Raw genomic sequence first — 17245 nt, 5'->3', positions numbered from 1 at the left:
GCGGGTGCTACGCCGGCATGAGGCCCGTGCCGCTGTCGCCGGCCACGTGGCGGGGCGACGCCGGCACGTTGGTGCCGGAGCCGGAACCACCGACGCCCGCCGGCACCGGCTCGGGCGCGACCTTGCCGCGCTCGCTGATCGGCACGCCCCGGAAGGTGAACTCCCCGAGCAGCCCCTCGCCCTCGGCGTCGACCAGCACCAGCTGGCCGGGCTTGAGCTCGCCGAACAGGATCTTCTCGGACAGCGTGTCCTCGATGTCCCGCTGGATCGCGCGGCGCAGCGGCCGGGCGCCGAGCACCGGGTCGTAGCCCTTCTCGGAGAGCAGCTTCTTGGCCGTGGGCGACAGCTCGACGGCCATGTCCTTGTCCTTGAGGCGCGCGTTGAGCTTCGCGACCATGAGGTCGACGATCTCGACGATCTCCTCCTGGCTCAGCTGCGGGAACACCACCACGTCGTCGACACGGTTGAGGAACTCGGGCCGGAAGTGCTGCTTGAGCTCGTCGTTGACCTTCGCCTTCATGCGCTCGTAGCTCGTCGACAGGTCGCCGCCGGCCTGGAAGCCGGTCATGACGCCCTTGGCGATGTCTCGGGTGCCGAGGTTGGTGGTCATGATGATGACGGTGTTCTTGAAGTCGATCACCCGGCCCTGGGAGTCGGTGAGGCGACCGTCCTCGAGGATCTGCAGCAGCGAGTTGAAGATGTCGGCGTGGGCCTTCTCCACCTCGTCGAACAGGACGACGGAGAACGGCTTGCGCCGCACCTTCTCGGTCAGCTGGCCACCCTCGTCGTACCCGACGTAGCCGGGGGGCGAGCCGAAGAGCCGGCTGACGGTGTGCTTCTCCGAGAACTCGGACATGTCGAGCTGGATGAGCGCGTCCTCGTCCCCGAAGAGGAACTCCGCCAGCGCCTTGGCCAGCTCGGTCTTCCCGACGCCGGTGGGGCCGGCGAAGATGAACGACCCACCGGGACGCTTCGGGTCCTTGAGGCCGGCCCGGGTGCGGCGGATGGCCTGCGACAGCGCGTGGATCGCCTGGTCCTGCCCGACGACGCGCTTGTGCAGGTTCTCCTCCATGTGCAGGAGCCGGCTGGACTCCTCCTCGGTGAGCTTGAACACGGGGATGCCGGTCGCGTTGGCCAGGACCTCGGCGATCAGCTCCTCGTCGACCTCCGCGACGGCGTCCAGGTCGCCGTTCTTCCAGGCCTTCTCCTTCTCCGAACGGCGCAGGCCGAGCTGCTTCTCGGTGTCGCGCAGGCGCGCGGCGCGCTCGAAGTCCTGCTCGTCGATCGCCGACTCCTTGTCGCGGCGTGTGGACGCGATCTGCTCGTCCAGCTCGCGCAGCTCCGGCGGCGCCGTCATGCGACGGATCCGCAGGCGCGCGCCCGCCTCATCGACCAGGTCGATCGCCTTGTCCGGCAGGAACCGGTCGTTGACGTACCGGTCCGCCAGCGTCGCGGCCGCCACGAGGGCGGAGTCCGTGATGGTGACGCGGTGGTGCGCCTCGTACCGGTCGCGCAGGCCCTTGAGGATCTCGATGGTGTGCTGCAGCGTCGGCTCGGCCACCTGGATGGGCTGGAACCGGCGCTCGAGGGCCGGGTCCTTCTCGACGTACTTGCGGTACTCGTCGAGCGTGGTGGCGCCGATGGTCTGCAGCTCGCCACGGGCGAGCATCGGCTTGAGGATCGACGCGGCGTCGATCGCGCCCTCGGCGGCACCCGCACCCACGAGGGTGTGGATCTCGTCGATGAACAGGATGATGTCGCCGCGGGTGCGGATCTCCTTGAGCACCTTCTTCAGGCGCTCCTCGAAGTCGCCGCGGTACCGCGAGCCGGCCACCAGCGCGCCGAGGTCCAGCGTGTACAGCTGCTTGTCCTTGAGCGTCTCCGGCACGTCGCCGCGGACGATGTCCTGCGCCAGGCCCTCGACGACGGCCGTCTTGCCGACGCCGGGCTCCCCGATGAGCACCGGGTTGTTCTTGGTGCGGCGGGACAGCACCTGCATGACCCGCTCGATCTCTTTCTCACGTCCGATGACCGGGTCGAGCTTGCCGTCGCGCGCAGCCTGCGTCAGGTTGCGGCCGAACTGGTCGAGCACCGCCGACCCGGACGGCTGGCCCTCGGCGGGGCCGCCGGCCGCGACCGGCTCCTTGCCCTGGTAGCCGGAGACCAGCTGGATGACCTGCTGGCGCACCCGGTTGAGGTCCGCGCCGAGCTTGCCGAGCACCTGGGCGGCGACGCCCTCACCCTCGCGGATGAGGCCGAGGAGGATGTGCTCGGTGCCGATGTAGTTGTGGCCGAGCTGCAGCGCCTCGCGCAGCGACAGCTCCAGCACCTTCTTGGCGCGCGGCGTGAAGGGGATGTGCCCGGAGGGGGCCTGCTGGCCCTCGCCGATGATCTCCTGCACCTGCGCGCGCACCGCCTCCAGGCTGATGCCCAGCGACTCGAGCGCCTTGGCGGCGACACCCTCACCCTCGTGGATGAGACCCAGGAGGATGTGCTCGGTGCCGATGTAGTTGTGGTTGAGCATCCGCGCCTCTTCCTGGGCGAGGACGACCACCCGGCGGGCCCGGTCCGTGAATCTCTCGAACATGTGCACTCCTCACGGGGCTTGCGCCTACCGCTTGTCCTATCGGCAACTGGCTGCCGCGGGCGTAGAACGGCCGGCTTGTTCGATGCTAACCGTGGGGTGTGGCGCCACAGTCCCCTGTTCGCCGCAGGCGTGACGCAGTGCCCGCCTCAGGTGGCGGACGACGAGAGTGCCAGGCGCGTCGCGACAGCCGCACCGGCCCTCCGACCGGCCAGGATCCGCCAGGTGGTCAGCACTGGCTCGGCAGCACCCCGGGTGCCTCACCGCAGACCACGGCGGACGACGGACCCTCTCCTCCGGCGTTGAACGCCGTCACACGGAAGTAGGCGCGATCTCCGCTGATCGCTTCGATGTACTGGAGGTCCAGGTAGTCGCCGCCCTGTGGCTGCCATATCTGGATGGACTCGTAGAAGTCGGTGAAGGCGACGGTCGTCCGGCCGGTGGCCACGTCATAGCTCGCTGAGAGGGCGAACGGGCCCGTCGCGACGGCCGACCTGTACACGCGGTAGCCGGTCGCACCCGCCGTCGGAGCCCAGGTGACCATCACCTCACCCGACCCTCCGCCCGGGCCGGAGTAGACGACCGTCACCACGCCCGGGGGCTCCGGGAGCGCAGTGGCCGGCGGGGCCTGGGTCGCCTGGTGCGTGGGTAGCGCCGCGGTGCTCGTCGGCGGCGGTGATGTCGGCGTCGCCGGAGGGACGGGCGTCGCCGTCGGAGCGGAGGTCGGCGTGGCTGTCGGGGTCGGCGTCGCCTCGATCGTCGGAGAAGGGCCGGCCGAGGGGGCGGACGAGGTGCCGACGGGCGTGAGCGGGTCCGGTGGTGCGAGGTGGCTGGCGCCGATGAGCACGGCGCCGACGACCACCACACCTGCGACCGCCAGCGAGGCCCCGCCCACCGCCCGGCGGCGCCGGACGTCGCGCACGTACCGGCGGAGCATCTCGACCGAATAGGGGCGCTCGGTCCTCGCCGCACCCTCCTGCTCGAGCGCGGCCGCACGGAGCAGTGCGGACAGGTCGTCGCTCATCGCGGTCTCCTTCCGCTCGTGTACACGGGGACGCTCGTCGCGTCACCCACCTCGGCGGTGGTGCCGAGCAGGGCATTGAGGTGGTGGATGCCGTCACTCAGGTATCGCTTCACGGCGCCGTCGCTGAGTCCCAGCTGGTGGGCGATCTCCGGCACCGTCAGGTCGTCGTAGAACCGCAGCACGACGCACGTCCGTTGCCTCCGCGGCAGCGTGACCAGGGCGGCACGCGCGTCCAGCCGCGCGGCGACCTCGTCGGGCCCCTGGTCGGAGTCCGTGCCCCCAGCCATGCGCGGCAGCGCCGTCAGCCAACGCCGCCGCGAGCGGGCACGGTCGATGAAGATGCTCGCGATCGCACGGCGCACGTACGCGTCGGCGGCGTTCACGTTCGGCAGGGCACGCGGGCGGCCGAACGTGCGGACGAGCGCGTCGTGCACCAGGTCCTCCGCCGCGCAGCGGTCGCCCGTCAGCAGTGACGCGTAGGCGACCAGCGCCGGTCGGCGTTCCCGCAGCAGCTCCTCCAGGAGTCCTTGCCACGCGGCCATGGACATCCCCCCGGATCCCTCGCGGCCACACGCCAGGTCGCACCGATCATCTCGCGTTATGAACGCCGGCGACCCGCGGAACGTTGTGCGTTCGTGCGCGGATGGTGCGCCGCGCAAACGCGCGCGACGCCGTCCCTCCCGTGCCCGCGCCGTGACGAGGGCACCACGCTCAGGCGAGCGGGGCACCCGTCACGTGGGCCACGGCGGCCGCCACGACCGTCGGGTCGGCGAGGATCCGCTCGTGGCCCAGCCCGTCGGTGCTCACCAGCCGCGCGTTGGGCCAGGCGGTCGCGATCGCGGCGCCCTCGGCGTGGGCGACCTGGCGGTCGCGGCGGTCGTGCACCACGAGCGTGTCCGGCATCGCGCCGTCGACGCCGAGCGGCGCGATGTCGAAGTCGGCCAGCCGGTGCCCGGTGGCGTCCTCGAGGGCGCCGCGCAGCACGTCCGCCGTGCGGTCCCGCAGGCCCAGCGCGCCGGCGAACCGGGCGACGAGGTCGACGAAGCTGCCGTTCGGCGCGACGAGGACGAGCTTCTCGGCGGCGAAGCCCTCGTGGATCACGTGCGCGGCGGACGTGGTGCCGAGCGAGTGCGCGACGACGCCCGCGGCCGGGCCGAGCTCGCAGCCGACGACCTCGAACGCCTCCATCAGCTCCATCAGCGTGCCGCGGTCCTCGCCCAGCATGCCCGGATCGGCGTCGCCGTGACCGGGCGCGTCGAACGCCACCACGCGGTGGCCGGCCGCGACGAGCGGTCCGACGAACGCGCCGAGCTGGCCGCGCCAGCCGCCCCACCCGTGAACCAGGTAGACGAGCGGCCCTTCGCCCCAGCTCTCCACGACGACGTCACCGGCGCGCACCGCCGGCAGGCGCACCACCTCGCCCGGCCCGGGCCGGTTGTCGCGCGAGCGCGCGCCCTGCGGGTACGTGCACCACAGGTCGACGGCCTTGCGCCCGGCCGCCCGCGGAGCCACCACCTGCAGCACCTGGAGCTGCGCCCTGGTCGCCGCGAGCGCGGCGACGGCCCGGGTCCGCCGAAGGGTGCGCCGCGCCGTCGTCGTGCGCCGAGAAGGCGGGGGCGTGGCCGGCACCCGGCGACGGTAGCACCGCGTCGCCGCCGGTCACCGGCGTCCCGCTACGCCTCCGGCCACCCCGCCGCGGCCGCGGTGAGCAGCTGCCGCGTCCGGTCCAGCCCCCAGGCGTCGAGCGTCCCGAGGCGGTCGCTGCTCACCACCGCACCGCGTGTCGCCGCGACGTGGTCCGCCCAGCCGCCGCGGTCGGCGACGTGCTCGGCGACGATGAGGCAGTCGGGGTCGTTGACGAACAGCACGCCGTTCATGAACTGCCGCCCCCGGCCGCCGAGCCGCGCCGCCGCCTGGCTCGGCTGGCTGTAGTCCCCGTCACCCGGCTCCATCTCGGCGTCGGTGTCGGCGGAGACGCGCAGCGAGTCGACGAGGCCGACCGACGGCAGCACCGGGGCGCCGCAACCGAGCAGGTGGGCGTCCGGACCGAGCGCGTCGCGCAGCAGCCGCAGGCCCTCCCGGTAGGCCGTGACCGGGTCGGCGCCCGAGTGACGGAGCCCGGGGACCGCGCCGGCCGCCAGGAAGTCCGCCTTGAGGTAGTCGACGCCCCAGCCGACGAAGGTCGTCACCACGCCGTGCAGCCACGCGGCCGCGTCCGGGTGCGTCACGTCGAGGGCGCACAGGTCGCGGCCCCAGTTGTTCCCGGCGTGCACCGGGGCGCCGTGCGGGCGTCGGACGAGCCAGTCCGGGTGCTCGGTGGCGAGCGCCGAGTCGGCCGCGGCGAGGAAGGGCGCGATCCAGATGCCCGCGCGCCGGCCGGAGTCGCGGATGCGCCCGACGAGCCCGGCGAGGTCCGGGAAGCGGTCCGACGGGACGAGCCAGTCGCCGATGCCGGCGCTGTAGCCGTCGTCCAGCTGGACCACGTCGACGGGCAGCTCCAGCGCGTCCATCGCCGCGAGGTTCTCGTGAACGTCCTCCGGGCGGACCCCGCCGCCGTACGTGTACCAGGAGCACCACGCCGTGGGGGCGGGACGGGGCGCCGGAACACCAGCGCCCGCCGCGGCCTCGCCTGCCCAGGTCGCCAGTGCGCCGTCGAGCCCGCCGGCCACGGTCGTCACCTGCACCGGGCCGTCTGCGTCGACGACGAGACTGGCCGCGCGCCGGCCGTGGTGCACCTGGGCGCGGATGCGGGTGGCGGTGGCGAACGGGTCGACGCCGGAGATCACGTGCGTGGCGCCGAAGGCGTCCTCGACGGCGAGCAGGCCCTCGCCGAAGAACGCGTCGGCGCCCGGGGCGGAATCGTGCCGGTAGTTGAGGATCCGGTTGCGCTCGGAGGCGGGCCGCAGGGGCCGCTCGCCGATCCGGTAGGCGTGCGAGGGGGAGAAGGACTGCCAGCCGTGCTCGTAGACGCGCGCCGCCGGGGCGACGGCGATCTCGCAGGCGGGCTGGAAGGGGCTGGTCACTCGGGGGATCCTGTCACGCCTCCGGGAGAAGTCCTGGACGGTGACACGCGTCGGGGGACCCGGTGCGGGTCCCCCGACGTGGGTCGGCGGCGGTCAGCTGGCAGAGGGCGACGGGGAGGGCGTCGGGCTCTTCGGGCCGGGCGCGTAGTAGTGACGCCCAGGACCCATCGGCATGCCCGGCCGCTTCGGGTTCTCCGGGAGCTGGTACGTCCGGCCGTCCCGGCCGGGCCCGGGGAGGAAGAACATCCGGCCGTTGGGCCCGACGACGCGGCTGATGCTGGCCGTGGTGTGGTCGTGGACAAAGGCGGCGGTGGCGCCGACCGAGCCGACGAGCAGCACCACGGCGACCACGAGCGCCGCGATCAGCGCGCCACGGCTCGGGACCCGCCGGCGCGGCGCGGTGCCCGGCGCCGGTGTGGCAGCGGGGGCCGGTGCCGGGCTCGCCGGCGCGGCGGCGGCAGGCGGGACCGCGGGCGGCGGGCCGACCGGCGGCTGGACCGGCGGCTCGGTGCTCACTGCGGGCCCCCACGTGACTGGACCAGCGCCGCACGCAGCTGCTGGTACGTCGCGAGGTCGATCTCACCGGTGGCCAGGCGCCGATCGAGGATGAGGAACGCCTCGCCGTACGGCGTCACCGGGGGCACGCCTCCCGTGGCCATCGGAGCGGACGCTCCGTAGCCCACGGGCCCGGGTGCCACGAGGCGCCGCGTGGCCTCGTCGTGCCGCGGCCGTGCGAGCTGCACGACGAGCCACACGATCACCGCGATCAGCAGCAGCCAGAACAGGCCCATGCCGAACAACCCGAAGCCCATGCCCCACCGCATCGTCGTCTCCGTCGCGCTCGGTGCCGGCGCCGCCGGCACGCCATCCCTGCGAGGCAACGAGCGTAGGACGGCCGCCTGTGGCCAGCCTGGGAGTCCCTTCCGGTCCCGGGCTCTCACCCGGCCGGGAACGACGACGGGCGCCGCGGACCGCGAGGTCCGGGCGCCCGTCGAGGTGTTCGGCGAGGATCAGGCCGGCGTGACGTTCGCCGCCTGCGGGCCCTTCGGGCCCTGCGTGACGTCGAAGTTGACGCGCTGGTTCTCCTCGAGCGAGCGGTAGCCGCTCGCCGTGATGGCGGAGTAGTGGACGAAGACGTCCGGCCCACCCTCGTCGGTCGCGATGAAGCCGAAGCCCTTCTCGGCGTTGAACCACTTCACAGTTCCGCTGGCCATGTCGTTCTCATCTCTGTGGGGGGACAGCCCCGCTCCGGGGCCGGTACTCACTGCGGTCGTCATCCGTCCTGAGGACACGACAACCGGGGTTCACCCCACAGTGGCCAGGACAAGCGATGCACTGCGACTACCGCTCCAGCCTACGGCAGAAGAGGCAGAAGGCCCAACGGCTCGAACCAGGAGATTCGGACCTGCGTGCGGCGACGGCGTCCGCGTAGTGTCGGCCGCCTGATGTCGCACTCCCACGACCACCATCACGACACCCCGACGATCGCCGTCCTGACCGGAGCCGGCATCTCCACGGGTGGGGGCATCCCCGACTTCCGCGGCCCACAAGGCGTGTGGACGGCGGACCCGAACCAGGCCGAGCTGCTCGACATCGACGCGTACATGTCCCGCGTCGAGGTCCGCGAACGGTGCTGGCGGATGTGGCGCGACCACCCCGCGTGGCAGGCCCACGCGACGGCCGCCCACCGGGCGATCGTCGAGCTCGAACGGGCGGGTGACCTCATCGCCGTGCTGACGCAGAACTTCGACGGCCTGCACCAGACCGCGGGGCAGTCGCCCGGCCTGGTCGTCGAGCTGCACGGCAGCCTCGGCACCACGTCCTGCCTGCGGTGCGGCGAGCGGTGGCTGACGCGCGACGTCCTGACGCGGCTGGACGACGAGCCGGACCCGCACCACGCCGGGTGCGGCGGCGTGCTCAAGCCGGACGTCGTCTACTTCGGCGAGCTGCTGTCCGACACCGCCCTGGAGCGCGCGGTCGCCGCCGCCCAGGACGCCGAGGTGTTCCTCGCGATCGGCACCACGCTCCGGGTGCAGCCGGTGGCGAGCCTTGCGGCGATCGCGGCAGACGCCGGCGCGGAGCTGATCATCGTCAACGACCAGGCGACGCCGTACGACGAGCTGGCGTCGCGGATCGTGCGCGACCCGATCGACGACGCGGTGCCGGCCCTCGTCGCGGAGCTCCTCGCGCGGGGCTGACGGCCGCACCGGATCTCCACGTGGATCGCCCGGGGCGGTCACCGACGGCCCCGTAGGCTCGTCGACGTGCCAGCCCCACGACGTCGCCGCCTCCGCAGGATCCTGTGGGCGGCCGCCGTGCTCGTCGTGGTCTTCGGCGCCGTGCCCGTGGCGGTGGTCCAGCTCATGGGCCAGTCCAGGCTGCGCGGCTCGATCGACGGGCTCGACCCGCGCCCGGTGGTCATCGTGCCGGGTGCCGGGCTGCGGCCCGACGGCGGGCCGTCCGTCTACCTCGAGCGTCGCCTCGCCGCGGCCCGCGACCTGTACCGCGCCGGCACCGTGCAGTGGATCCTCGTCTCCGGCGACGCGTCGACGCCGTACCACGACGAGCCGACGTCGATGCGCACCTGGCTGCTCGGCCAGGGGGTGCCGGCGTCCGCCATCGTGCGCGACGGAGGCGGCCTCGACACGCACGACACCTGCGTGCGCGCGCACACCGTGTACGGCGTGGACCGCGCGATCGTCGTCTCGCAGGACTACCACGTGCGCCGGATGCTCTTCTCCTGCCAGGCGGCGGGCATCGACGCGGTGGGCGTCGGCGTCTCCGCGACGAGCGTCACGCCGACGCAGGCCGTCGTGTGGCGGCTGCGGGAGGTCCCCGCGTCGTGGAAGGCGTTCCTCGACGCTGCGCTGCGCCGCCCGCCCGTCATCTCCGGCCCGTTCCCGACCTCCCGCTGACGGCACCCCTCACTAGGATCGGGCGGCTGGCACCCGCGCTCGGCGGGTGGTCGGAGAGGAGCCGTCGTGGGAACGCCGCACATCGCCGCCGAGGCCGGTGACTTCGCACCCGACGTGCTCATGCCCGGTGACCCCCGGCGCGCACGCCGCATCGCCGACCTGGTCCTCGAGGACGCGCGCCAGGTGACCGACGTCCGCGGCATCCTGGGCTTCACCGGCACCCACGAGGGGCGGCCGCTGTCGGTCATGGCCTCCGGCATGGGCATGCCGTCGTTGACGATTTACGCGACGGAGCTCATCCGCTTCTACGGGGTGCGGCGGATCGTCCGGGTCGGCACGTGCGGCGGGATGTCGCCCGACGTCGACGTCAACGACGTGGTCGTCGCCCTCGCGGCGCACACCGACTCGGGGATGACCGCCAGCCGCATCCCGGGCGTCCACTTCAGCCACGTCGCCACGTTCGACCTGGTCCGGCGCGCCGCCGCGCACGTCGTCGCCGGCGCCCGGACCCACGTCGGCGCCGTGCTGACGTCCGACCACTTCTACCTCGAGCGCCCCGAGCTGTTCCGGCTGCTGACCGCGCACGGCACGCTCGCGGTCGAGATGGAGGCCGCGGCGCTGTACGCGGCCGCGGCCGCCGAAGGGGCGCAGGCCCTGGCGGTCCTGACGGTCTCGGACCACCTGCTCACGGCGGTCGAGCTCACGGCCGACGAGCGCGAGCGGGCCTTCCACTCGGCGCTCGAGGTCGCGCTCGCCGCCCTCGCCGACTGACCTCCCCTCCGCGACTGGCTTCGCCGACCGACCACGTCGCCCCGACGACCGGCTCCGCCGCCTTCGCCGACCACGCGGTGCGCCGGCCCCGTCGGGGAGAATGACCGCGTGCCCGCCGTGACCGCTCCTCCCCCGCTGGGCGTCACGCCGGACATCCGCCTCGTCGCCGTCGACCTCGACGGCTCGTTGCTGGACGACGCCAAGCGCATCCACCCGTCCTTCTGGCGCCTGCTCGACGCGCTCGACGAGCGCGGCATCCTCCTCTGCCCCGCGTCCGGGCGGGCGTACCCGACGCTGCGCCGCGACTTCGGGCGCGACGACCTGGTGTACGTCGCCGAGAACGGTGCGTACGTGATGCACCACGGGCGCGAGGTGTCGTCGGACACGGTCCCGTGGGAGCACGCCGCCCCGGTGCTCGCCGCGGCCCGCGGGTACGCGGCCGGTGGCGCGGACGTCGGCACCGTCCTGTGCGGCAAGCGCGGCGCCTACGTCGAGCGCACCGACGCCCCCTTCCTCGCCCAGGTCGCGCCGTACTACGCGCAGCTGGCCGTCGTCGACGACCTCCTGGCGGTCCGCGACGACGAGGTGCTCAAGGTCGCGGTCTACGACTTCGGCTCCGCCGAGCGCGGCGTGGGCGCCGCCCTCGCGCCGCTCGACGGGCCCGTGCGGGTGCTCGTCTCCCAGGAGCACTGGGTCGACGTCATGAGCCCGACGGCCGACAAGGGCACCGCGCTGGCGGCGGTGCAGCGGGCGCTGGGCGTCACCCGCGGGCAGACGATGGCGTTCGGCGACTACCTCAACGACCTCGGCCTGCTGGCAGCCGCCGAGTGGTCGTTCGCCATGGACAACGCCCACCCGGCGGTGCGGGCCGCCGCCCGCTTCGTCGCCCCGGGGAACAACGACAACGGCGTGGTGCGCACGATCGTGGCGTCCCTCGGCCTGACGGGCGTCCTCGCGGCGTGACCCCGGCCGCCCGCCGTGGCACGGGCCGCCCAGCACGGCAGGCGGCGTGAACCGGTCCGCCCGGCGGCACCGGCTGCCCCTGGTGAGCTACCGGCCCTACGCGCCGAGCACGTCGGCGAACGCCCCGAGGGCGGCCTCGGAGAACAGCACGAACGTCACCACGGCGACGCCGGCCTCGTCGTGCGCCGCCGCCCAGTCCCGGGCGGACCCGACCGCGACCCGCGCCACCTCCCCCACGTCCCAGCCGTAGACGCCCGCGCCGACCGCGGGGAACGCCACCGTGCGCGCGCCGAGCGACGCGGCGACGTCGAGGCTCGACGAGAAGCACGACGCGAGCTGGGCGGGATCGGTCTGGCCGGCGTGCCGGTTCGGTCCCACGGTGTGGATCACCCACCGCGCCGGAAGGTCGAACCCGGGGGTCGCCACCGCGTGCCCCACGGGCAGGCCGGCCGGCAGCTGCGTGCGGCGCAGCTCGCGGCAGGCCTCCAGCAACCGCGGTCCCGCGGCCGCGTGGATCGCCCCGTCGACGCCGCCCCCGCCGAGCAGCGAGGAGTTCGCCGCGTTGACGATCGCGTCGACGTGCTCGGCGGTGATGTCCCCTGCGACGGCCTCGATGCGCATGACCCCATCGTCGCGCCGAGTCCACCGAGAGACGACTCGGCCCCTCGGACGCTTACTCCGAGGGGCCATCTCGGCTGACACGGTAACCGGGGAAAGCGCCCGATCAGGTGAACGACACGCGGCGGGATCCACAATTTTCGTCCACACCCCTGTGGCCACCGGACGTTCCCGCAGGTCATGTTGTGGACATCCATGTGGAGTCAACGGTGGATAAAGAAATCCTCCAGAACCACTTGTGGCGGTTCGGTGAACGCGACTAGAACTTAGCCATCGGCCTCGACACCGATACTCGAAGACGAAGAACTCCCCCCGGGGAGGACGGAGTCGGGCAGGGCGGAGTCGGGGACGGACCGACCGGAGAACGGGCGGCCACATCGATGGGGTAACACTCATCGACTCGCGGACGATGCCGCGGGGGCCTCCTGCGACCGGGCGGCCGATCGCAGTGGTCCCGACTGACGGGATGGTTCACCGGTTCGCCGGTGACCTCCGAAGGAACGGACTCAGCCGCACCATCGGAGCGGTGTCCGCCTCCGGGCGGCAGGGGCTTCGCCCCCGGGCAACCGGGGCGCCGAGGTTCCCGGCCACCGGCGGCACGCGACCTGCGGTCAGAGGAAGGCCCCTCGGACGCTTACTCCGAGGGGCCTTTCCTCATGTCCGGGCACGTTCAGCGCGGGCATCGCCGCGGCGCCCTCCCGGCTTCGTCGCGGCGCTCCTCGCGGCCTTCGTCACGGCGCGGACTCCAGCAGGATCGTCACCGGCCCGTCGTTGACCAGCTCGACCGCCATGTGCGCGCCGAACACGCCGGTGACCACCTCGAGCCCCCTGGCCCGCAGCGCCGCCACCAGCCCCTGGACCAGCGGCTCGGCCACCGGGCCCGGCGCCGCCGCGTTCCACGTCGGGCGCCGGCCCTTGCGGGTGTCGGCGTAGAGCGTGAACTGCGACACCACCAGCACGGGCGCGCCGACGTCCACCGCCGACCGCTCGTCCCGCAGGATCCGCAGCTCGGCGACCTTGCGCGCTACGTGCTCCACCTGCGCGGGCCCGTCGCCCGGCGTCACCCCGACCAGCACGACGAGCCCGGGCCGGTCGATCGCCCCGACGACCTCGTCGTCCACCGTGACCGAGGCGCGCGAGACGCGCTGCACCACCGCCCGCACGGGCTACCAGCCGCCGCGCGAGGGCCCGCCGCCCCGGCCGCCCCGCCCGCGCCGGCGGGAGTGCGGCGCCACCGCCGGCCGGACGTCGACGAGGTACACGATCGCGCCGACGACGCCGATGAAGGCGAGGAAGCCGAAGAACGACGTGCCGCCGCCCAGCGGCAGGGCGACGAACGACACCGCGGCCGCGATCGCGGTGATGAGCAGCCAGAACGTCTTGGTCCGCTTGCCGGCGGCCGGGAAGGCACGCGTCGGGCGCAGCAGGCAGTCGACCAGCGCCCAGGCGCACAGCAGGAAGATCACGACGTACAGCACGAGGAACAGGAGCTGCTGCGCCGAGACGATGCCGACGAAGATGCTCGCGGCGTGGACCACCGAGGACGTCACGTCGCCGAGCCTACGGGAGCCGGTTCGGGCACCACGCGGAGCCCCTCCGCCCGGGCGGCCGCCGCCAGCGGCTCGTCCCAGCACGCGACGAGCAGGTCGTCGGCCCGCAGCGTCAGGGCCGAGGCGAGGTGCAGCGCGGCGGCGGCACCGATCGGGTGGCGCACGACGAGCGACGCGGCCTCGTCGAGCACGGATGCGCCGGGCTCGACGACGTAGAGGCCCGCCCAGAGCCGGTCCCACTCCTCCAGCGCGGCCCGGGCCCTCGGCAGGGCGCCCGCCCGGAAGGCCTCCGCGACGGCGGCGCGCAGCTCGGCGTCCGCGAACCGGGAGGTCGCCACCACGTCGGCGCCGTCCCACAGGGCGCCGGCCAGCGCGCTGCCCTGCTCCGGCAGGCAGAGCTTCACCAGCGCCGTGGTGTCGAGGTAGACGAGGGACATCAGTGGCGCAGCCGGCGGATGAGGCCGGTCACGGCGGCGGCGGGGCGGCCGGCAGGCTCCTCGACGCGGGCGGCGGGACGATCCGTGGCCGGCGCCGTCAGCAGGCCGTCGCGCTCGAGGCGGGCGACGAGGTCCGCGGACTCGACCGCGCTGAGCCGCGCCACCGGCAGGCCGCGTTCCGTGATCACCACGTCGGTGCCCGTGCGGGCCGTCTCGATCCACTGCCTGAGCTCCGCGCGCAGCGCGCTGACCGCGACCTCCACGGGCTCACGGTAGCGGCGCCCTGCTCCCTCACCCGTCGAACACGGCAGTACGCGCCCAACACGGCAGTCCTGCCTGCCGTGCTCGGACCCACGTGACGTGCTCTCGAGAGGGGTCAGAGCTCCGGGAGCGCGGCGCGGGCCTCCTCGGGGGTGGCCCCGGCCGCCTCCAAGGCGTCGACGAGCGGCGAGCGCAGCAGCAGCACCAGCGCCTGCACGTGCCACGAGCCGGCGCCGACCGTGCGGGGGTCCGTCTCGGCCGCCACGGAAGTGAGCTGCCGGCGCGCCGGCGACAGGTCGCCGCCGGACCCGACCGCGTTCGTCAGCAGGCGGATCCCCGCCGCGAACCGGTCCGTGAGGTCCGCGACGGCGGTCAGGTCCTCGTCGACCACCGAGGGTGCGCGGCGCGCCAGCACGCGCACGGTACGCATCGCGCGTTCGACGAGCACCGCCTGCTGCTCCAGCCGCATCAGCTCGTCGCGCCACGGCCGTGCCGCGCTGACGCGCGCGAGCTCCACGCCGTTGCGCGCCGACGTGCGCCACTCGGTGAGCACCGGGTCCGCGGCCCGCCCCCGCACCAGCGCGCTCGCCAGGCCGTCCACGTCCTTGCTCCGCATGCCTCGCGCGACGAGCTCGAGCGTCTCGGCGAGCTCGGTCGTGGCGTGCACGCCGAGGGCTCGCGGCCGGCGCCGGGTGTCGCCCGGCCACAGCACCGCGACCAGGAGCGCGAACGCGCCGCCGACCAGGGCGTCCGTCCACCGCCCGAGGGGCCCGCCGGACGCCACCGGCAGCCCCACGATGACGATCGCCTGGGTCCCGGCCTGCATCGTCAGCATCGCGCCGGGGCCGACGATCCGGGCGACGAGCGCGGCGACGAGCAGCACCACCGCGACCTGCCACCAGCCCGTGCCGATCCAGTGCACGACGAGGTCGCCCAGCCCCACCCCGAGGCCGACCGCCAGTGCCAGCTCGCCCACCTGCCGCACGTTGCGCTGCAGCGTGAAGCCGAGGCACGCCCACGCCGCGATCGGCGCGAAGAACGGTTGGTGGTGGTGCAGCACGTAGTAGGCGAAGGCGAACGCCGCCCCCGCGGCGAGGGCCGCCTGCCCGATCGGCAGCAGCCCGACGCGGGCTCGCACCAGGCCCTGCCGCAGCCGGGTGCGCAGCAGCAGCCGGCGCAGGGCCGCGCTCGCGACCTGGAGCGCCGTGGCCTCCTCGGCGCCGGCCGGGGCGACGTGCGTGCGGTCGAGGGGACGGCGCGCGACCTCGTCGTCGGCCAGCCGCGAGGCGTCGTGGTGCAGGCCGCCGGTCCCGGCGCCCGGCGGCGGTGTCGGGGCGGGCTCGGCGCCCGGCGGCGGTGTCAGGACAGGCTCGGCCCCCCGGCTCGCCGTCGGGACGGGCTCGGCGCCCGGCGGCGCTGGCGGGACGGGTTCGGTCACAGGAGGGTGTGGGGCCGCAGCCCGGGCGTGAGCGGCCCTCGCGCCGGCGGCCGGGACGGGGACTGGCCCTCGGCCGCCACGATCGCCTCTTGTCCGGCCGCCACGGGTCCGGACTCGTCGTCCACGGTCAGCACGGCGTCCACCGGCACGGACCGCCGGACCACCGCGAGCGCCACCGGTCCCAGCTCGTGGTGGCGGGCGGCGCTGGTCACGTGACCCATCTCGGCGCCGTCCGGCAGCCGCACGGCGGCGCCCGCCCTCGGCAGCACCTCGGCGTAGCCGTCGAGGTGGAGCATGACGAACCGCCGCGGTGGCCGCCCCAGGTTGTGCACCCGTGCGACAGTCTCCTGCCCGCGGTAGCAGCCCTTGTCGAGGTGCACGGCGGTGCGCAGCCAGTCCAGCTCGTGCGGGATGGTGCGGTGGTCCACCTCGAGCGCCGCGCGCGGGCGCCATGCGGCGATGCGGAGCGCCTCGGAGGCCCAGGTCCCCGCGAGCGTCGCACCCGACGAGCGGCGCGCCGCCACCTCGTCGGCCAGCGCCCCGCGCGGGACGAGCACCAGCCGCCACTCCCGGTCGAGACCGGGGTGCTCGTCGTCGGGCGGACCGTAGCGGGTGCCGCCCGGGGCCACGCGTGGCCACGGGTCGCGCCACACGACCGGCCCACCGGCGACGCCCTCCTGGCCCGACGGCTCGCCGAGGGCCGCCCACTCGTCGGTGACGTCGGCGACCTCGACACGCAGCATGAAGCGCATCGACGTCAGCCAGGCGGCCAGTCCGGGTGCCGTCTCGGTGATCAGCCACGTCGACTCGCCGTCGTCCACCACGCCAGCGGCGTGCTCGACGTGCCCCTGGGGCGACAGCACCAGCGTCTCCGTCGATCGGAACGGCGCCAGGCGGTCGAGGGCCTGCGAGGTGATCGAGTTCAGCCAGCTCAGCCGGTCCGGGCCGGTGACCCGCACGACGCCCACGTGCGACTGGTCGACGACCGCGCGCCCCCGCTCCAACGCCCGCTGCTCGGCGACCGGGTCGCCGTAGTGCCACGCGACGCCCGCGTCGACACCGGACCCCGGCACGGCGCCCGGCAGCGACAGCAAGGGGCTCGTCATGACTCCACCCGGGACAGCCGCGCCGAGGCGTAGGACTGCAGCGGCTGGCCGAATGCCGCCAGGTCGTGGGCCCACATGAGCTCGCCGTTGACCAGGCCGTAGAGCCGCCGTCCGGCCGTGACGTCGGCGCCCGTGGCGGTGCGAGCGACCAGGTCGCTCACCAGGTCGATCCGGCCGTTGCCGACCGCGCCGACGTACACAGCGACGTGGCCCGACGGGTCCGCGACCAGCAGCTCGACGGGGTGGCTCCCGGGCGGGACGTCGTCGGGCCGCTCGGGGGGCACCCGCCAGTAGCCGGTCTCGCTGGCCCAGACGGCCGCCTGCTCCGGCTCGCCGTCGTCCAGGGCGGAGACGTCGTCGGGCACCTCGACCAGGCGGATGGTCGACGAGTAGGCGAGGTACGGCCCGCCGTCCGAGGCGACGACGAGCTCCTGGCTGAACGTCGCCTCGTCGATGCCGGGATAGGCGACGACACCCTCGCCGCGCCAGGTCCCCACCAGCCACGCCAGCGGGTAGACCTCCGGGGCCAGCCCCTCGGGCAGGACGAAGGCCATC

20 protein-coding genes are annotated in these 17245 nt (G+C 74.2%); 4 read left to right on the top strand and 16 right to left on the bottom strand.

The features are described from left to right. Window positions 1-7: 7 nt before the first annotated feature. The 8 genes from BGO37_RS09705 to BGO37_RS09670 all read right to left on the bottom strand — a co-directional run bounded on the left by BGO37_RS09705 (window position 8) and on the right by BGO37_RS09670 (window position 7845). On the bottom strand, window positions 8-2587 hold the full coding sequence (locus BGO37_RS09705; protein ID WP_291754353.1) for an ATP-dependent Clp protease ATP-binding subunit: 2580 nt from the start codon (window positions 2585-2587) through the stop codon (window positions 8-10). A 226-nt stretch (window positions 2588-2813) separates the two neighbouring features. Further along, window positions 2814-3608 carry a hypothetical protein gene (locus BGO37_RS09700; protein ID WP_291754352.1) on the bottom strand — a complete coding sequence of 265 codons (795 nt, stop codon included), beginning with the start codon at window positions 3606-3608 and terminating at the stop codon, window positions 2814-2816. Next, window positions 3605-4150, bottom strand: a complete 546-nt coding sequence (locus BGO37_RS09695) for a sigma-70 family RNA polymerase sigma factor (protein ID WP_291754350.1) — start codon at window positions 4148-4150, stop codon at window positions 3605-3607. Before BGO37_RS09695 ends, BGO37_RS09700 begins: the two co-directional genes overlap by 4 nt. Window positions 4151-4319: 169 nt before the next feature. Next, the gene (locus BGO37_RS09690) at window positions 4320-5237 is read right to left on the bottom strand and encodes an alpha/beta fold hydrolase (RefSeq protein WP_291754349.1); all 918 of its coding nucleotides are present in this window, start codon (window positions 5235-5237) and stop codon (window positions 4320-4322) included. Window positions 5238-5281: 44 nt separating this feature from the next. After that, on the bottom strand, window positions 5282-6631 hold the full coding sequence (locus tag BGO37_RS09685) for a glycoside hydrolase family 36 protein (protein ID WP_291754348.1): 1350 nt from the start codon (window positions 6629-6631) through the stop codon (window positions 5282-5284). A 93-nt stretch (window positions 6632-6724) separates the two neighbouring features. Further along, window positions 6725-7147 (bottom strand): hypothetical protein, encoded by a 423-nt coding sequence (locus BGO37_RS09680; RefSeq protein WP_291754346.1) that lies wholly within the window; start codon window positions 7145-7147, stop codon window positions 6725-6727. Further along, complete coding sequence (locus BGO37_RS09675; protein WP_291754345.1) at window positions 7144-7443, bottom strand: hypothetical protein; 300 nt, start codon at window positions 7441-7443, stop codon at window positions 7144-7146. Before BGO37_RS09675 ends, BGO37_RS09680 begins: the two co-directional genes overlap by 4 nt. Before the next feature lie 198 nt (window positions 7444-7641). Next, window positions 7642-7845, bottom strand: a complete 204-nt coding sequence (locus BGO37_RS09670; RefSeq protein WP_291754343.1) for a cold-shock protein — start codon at window positions 7843-7845, stop codon at window positions 7642-7644. 231 nt (window positions 7846-8076) lie between these two features. Between BGO37_RS09670 and BGO37_RS09665 the strand changes: the two genes are divergently transcribed. From BGO37_RS09665 to BGO37_RS09650, 4 genes are all read left to right on the top strand, one after another. Next, window positions 8077-8829 (top strand): Sir2 family NAD-dependent protein deacetylase, encoded by a 753-nt coding sequence (locus tag BGO37_RS09665; RefSeq protein WP_291754342.1) that lies wholly within the window; start codon window positions 8077-8079, stop codon window positions 8827-8829. A gap of 66 nt (window positions 8830-8895) precedes the next feature. Next, a complete protein-coding gene (locus BGO37_RS09660; protein WP_291754340.1) occupies window positions 8896-9546 on the top strand; it encodes an ElyC/SanA/YdcF family protein in 651 nt (216 codons plus the stop codon). A gap of 66 nt (window positions 9547-9612) precedes the next feature. Next, window positions 9613-10317: a purine-nucleoside phosphorylase gene (gene deoD / locus BGO37_RS09655; RefSeq protein WP_291754337.1), complete on the top strand. Its 705-nt coding sequence runs from the start codon at window positions 9613-9615 to the stop codon at window positions 10315-10317. A 108-nt stretch (window positions 10318-10425) separates the two neighbouring features. Next, on the top strand, window positions 10426-11280 hold the full coding sequence (locus tag BGO37_RS09650) for an HAD hydrolase family protein (RefSeq protein WP_291754334.1): 855 nt from the start codon (window positions 10426-10428) through the stop codon (window positions 11278-11280). 96 nt (window positions 11281-11376) lie between these two features. Here BGO37_RS09650 and BGO37_RS09645 read toward each other — a convergent pair whose 3' ends face one another. The 8 genes from BGO37_RS09645 to BGO37_RS09610 form a co-directional block, all read right to left on the bottom strand. Beyond that, complete coding sequence (locus BGO37_RS09645) at window positions 11377-11901, bottom strand: O-acetyl-ADP-ribose deacetylase (RefSeq protein ID WP_291754331.1); 525 nt, start codon at window positions 11899-11901, stop codon at window positions 11377-11379. Between the two features lie 728 nt (window positions 11902-12629). Further along, window positions 12630-13061, bottom strand: coding sequence for a D-aminoacyl-tRNA deacylase (gene dtd, locus BGO37_RS09640; RefSeq protein WP_291754329.1), 432 nt, complete (start codon window positions 13059-13061; stop codon window positions 12630-12632). A 3-nt stretch (window positions 13062-13064) separates the two neighbouring features. Then, complete coding sequence (locus BGO37_RS09635; protein ID WP_291754327.1) at window positions 13065-13448, bottom strand: DUF2516 family protein; 384 nt, start codon at window positions 13446-13448, stop codon at window positions 13065-13067. Continuing rightward, window positions 13445-13885, bottom strand: coding sequence for a type II toxin-antitoxin system VapC family toxin (locus tag BGO37_RS09630; protein WP_291754324.1), 441 nt, complete (start codon window positions 13883-13885; stop codon window positions 13445-13447). Before BGO37_RS09630 ends, BGO37_RS09635 begins: the two co-directional genes overlap by 4 nt. After that, window positions 13885-14148 (bottom strand): type II toxin-antitoxin system prevent-host-death family antitoxin, encoded by a 264-nt coding sequence (locus BGO37_RS09625; RefSeq protein WP_291754323.1) that lies wholly within the window; start codon window positions 14146-14148, stop codon window positions 13885-13887. Before BGO37_RS09625 ends, BGO37_RS09630 begins: the two co-directional genes overlap by 1 nt. A 113-nt stretch (window positions 14149-14261) precedes the next feature. Next, complete coding sequence (locus BGO37_RS09620; RefSeq protein WP_291754321.1) at window positions 14262-15584, bottom strand: aromatic acid exporter family protein; 1323 nt, start codon at window positions 15582-15584, stop codon at window positions 14262-14264. Next, the gene (locus BGO37_RS09615) at window positions 15581-16690 is read right to left on the bottom strand and encodes a glycine cleavage T C-terminal barrel domain-containing protein (RefSeq protein WP_291754320.1); all 1110 of its coding nucleotides are present in this window, start codon (window positions 16688-16690) and stop codon (window positions 15581-15583) included. Before BGO37_RS09615 ends, BGO37_RS09620 begins: the two co-directional genes overlap by 4 nt. Then, entirely contained in the window at window positions 16687-17244 is a 558-nt protein-coding gene (locus tag BGO37_RS09610) for an FABP family protein (protein ID WP_291754319.1), read from the bottom strand. The genes BGO37_RS09615 and BGO37_RS09610 overlap by 4 nt, the downstream gene beginning before the upstream one ends. Window position 17245 lies beyond the last annotated feature (1 nt).

It is taken from the genome of Cellulomonas sp. 73-92 (genome assembly GCF_001898175.1).
Lineage (GTDB): Bacteria > Actinomycetota > Actinomycetes > Actinomycetales > Cellulomonadaceae > Cellulomonas.
The sequence above is the reverse complement of the archived record's forward strand: the minus strand, read 5'-3'. Positions and strand labels throughout refer to the sequence as shown.

Coding starts and splice junctions, on each gene's coding strand:
- BGO37_RS09705 (WP_291754353.1), bottom strand. CDS start 2,587: ATGTTCGAGAGATTCACGGACCGGGCCCGCCGGGTGGTCGTCCTCGCC.
- BGO37_RS09700 (WP_291754352.1), bottom strand. CDS start 3,608: ATGAGCGACGACCTGTCCGCACTGCTCCGTGCGGCCGCGCTCGAGCAG.
- BGO37_RS09695 (WP_291754350.1), bottom strand. CDS start 4,150: ATGGCCGCGTGGCAAGGACTCCTGGAGGAGCTGCTGCGGGAACGCCGA.
- BGO37_RS09675 (WP_291754345.1), bottom strand. CDS start 7,443: ATGGGCTTCGGGTTGTTCGGCATGGGCCTGTTCTGGCTGCTGCTGATC.
- BGO37_RS09670 (WP_291754343.1), bottom strand. CDS start 7,845: ATGGCCAGCGGAACTGTGAAGTGGTTCAACGCCGAGAAGGGCTTCGGC.
- BGO37_RS09665 (WP_291754342.1), top strand. CDS start 8,077: ATGTCGCACTCCCACGACCACCATCACGACACCCCGACGATCGCCGTC.
- BGO37_RS09645 (WP_291754331.1), bottom strand. CDS start 11,901: ATGCGCATCGAGGCCGTCGCAGGGGACATCACCGCCGAGCACGTCGAC.
- BGO37_RS09630 (WP_291754324.1), bottom strand. CDS start 13,885: ATGTCCCTCGTCTACCTCGACACCACGGCGCTGGTGAAGCTCTGCCTG.
- BGO37_RS09615 (WP_291754320.1), bottom strand. CDS start 16,690: ATGACGAGCCCCTTGCTGTCGCTGCCGGGCGCCGTGCCGGGGTCCGGT.
- BGO37_RS09610 (WP_291754319.1), bottom strand. CDS start 17,244: ATGGCCTTCGTCCTGCCCGAGGGGCTGGCCCCGGAGGTCTACCCGCTG.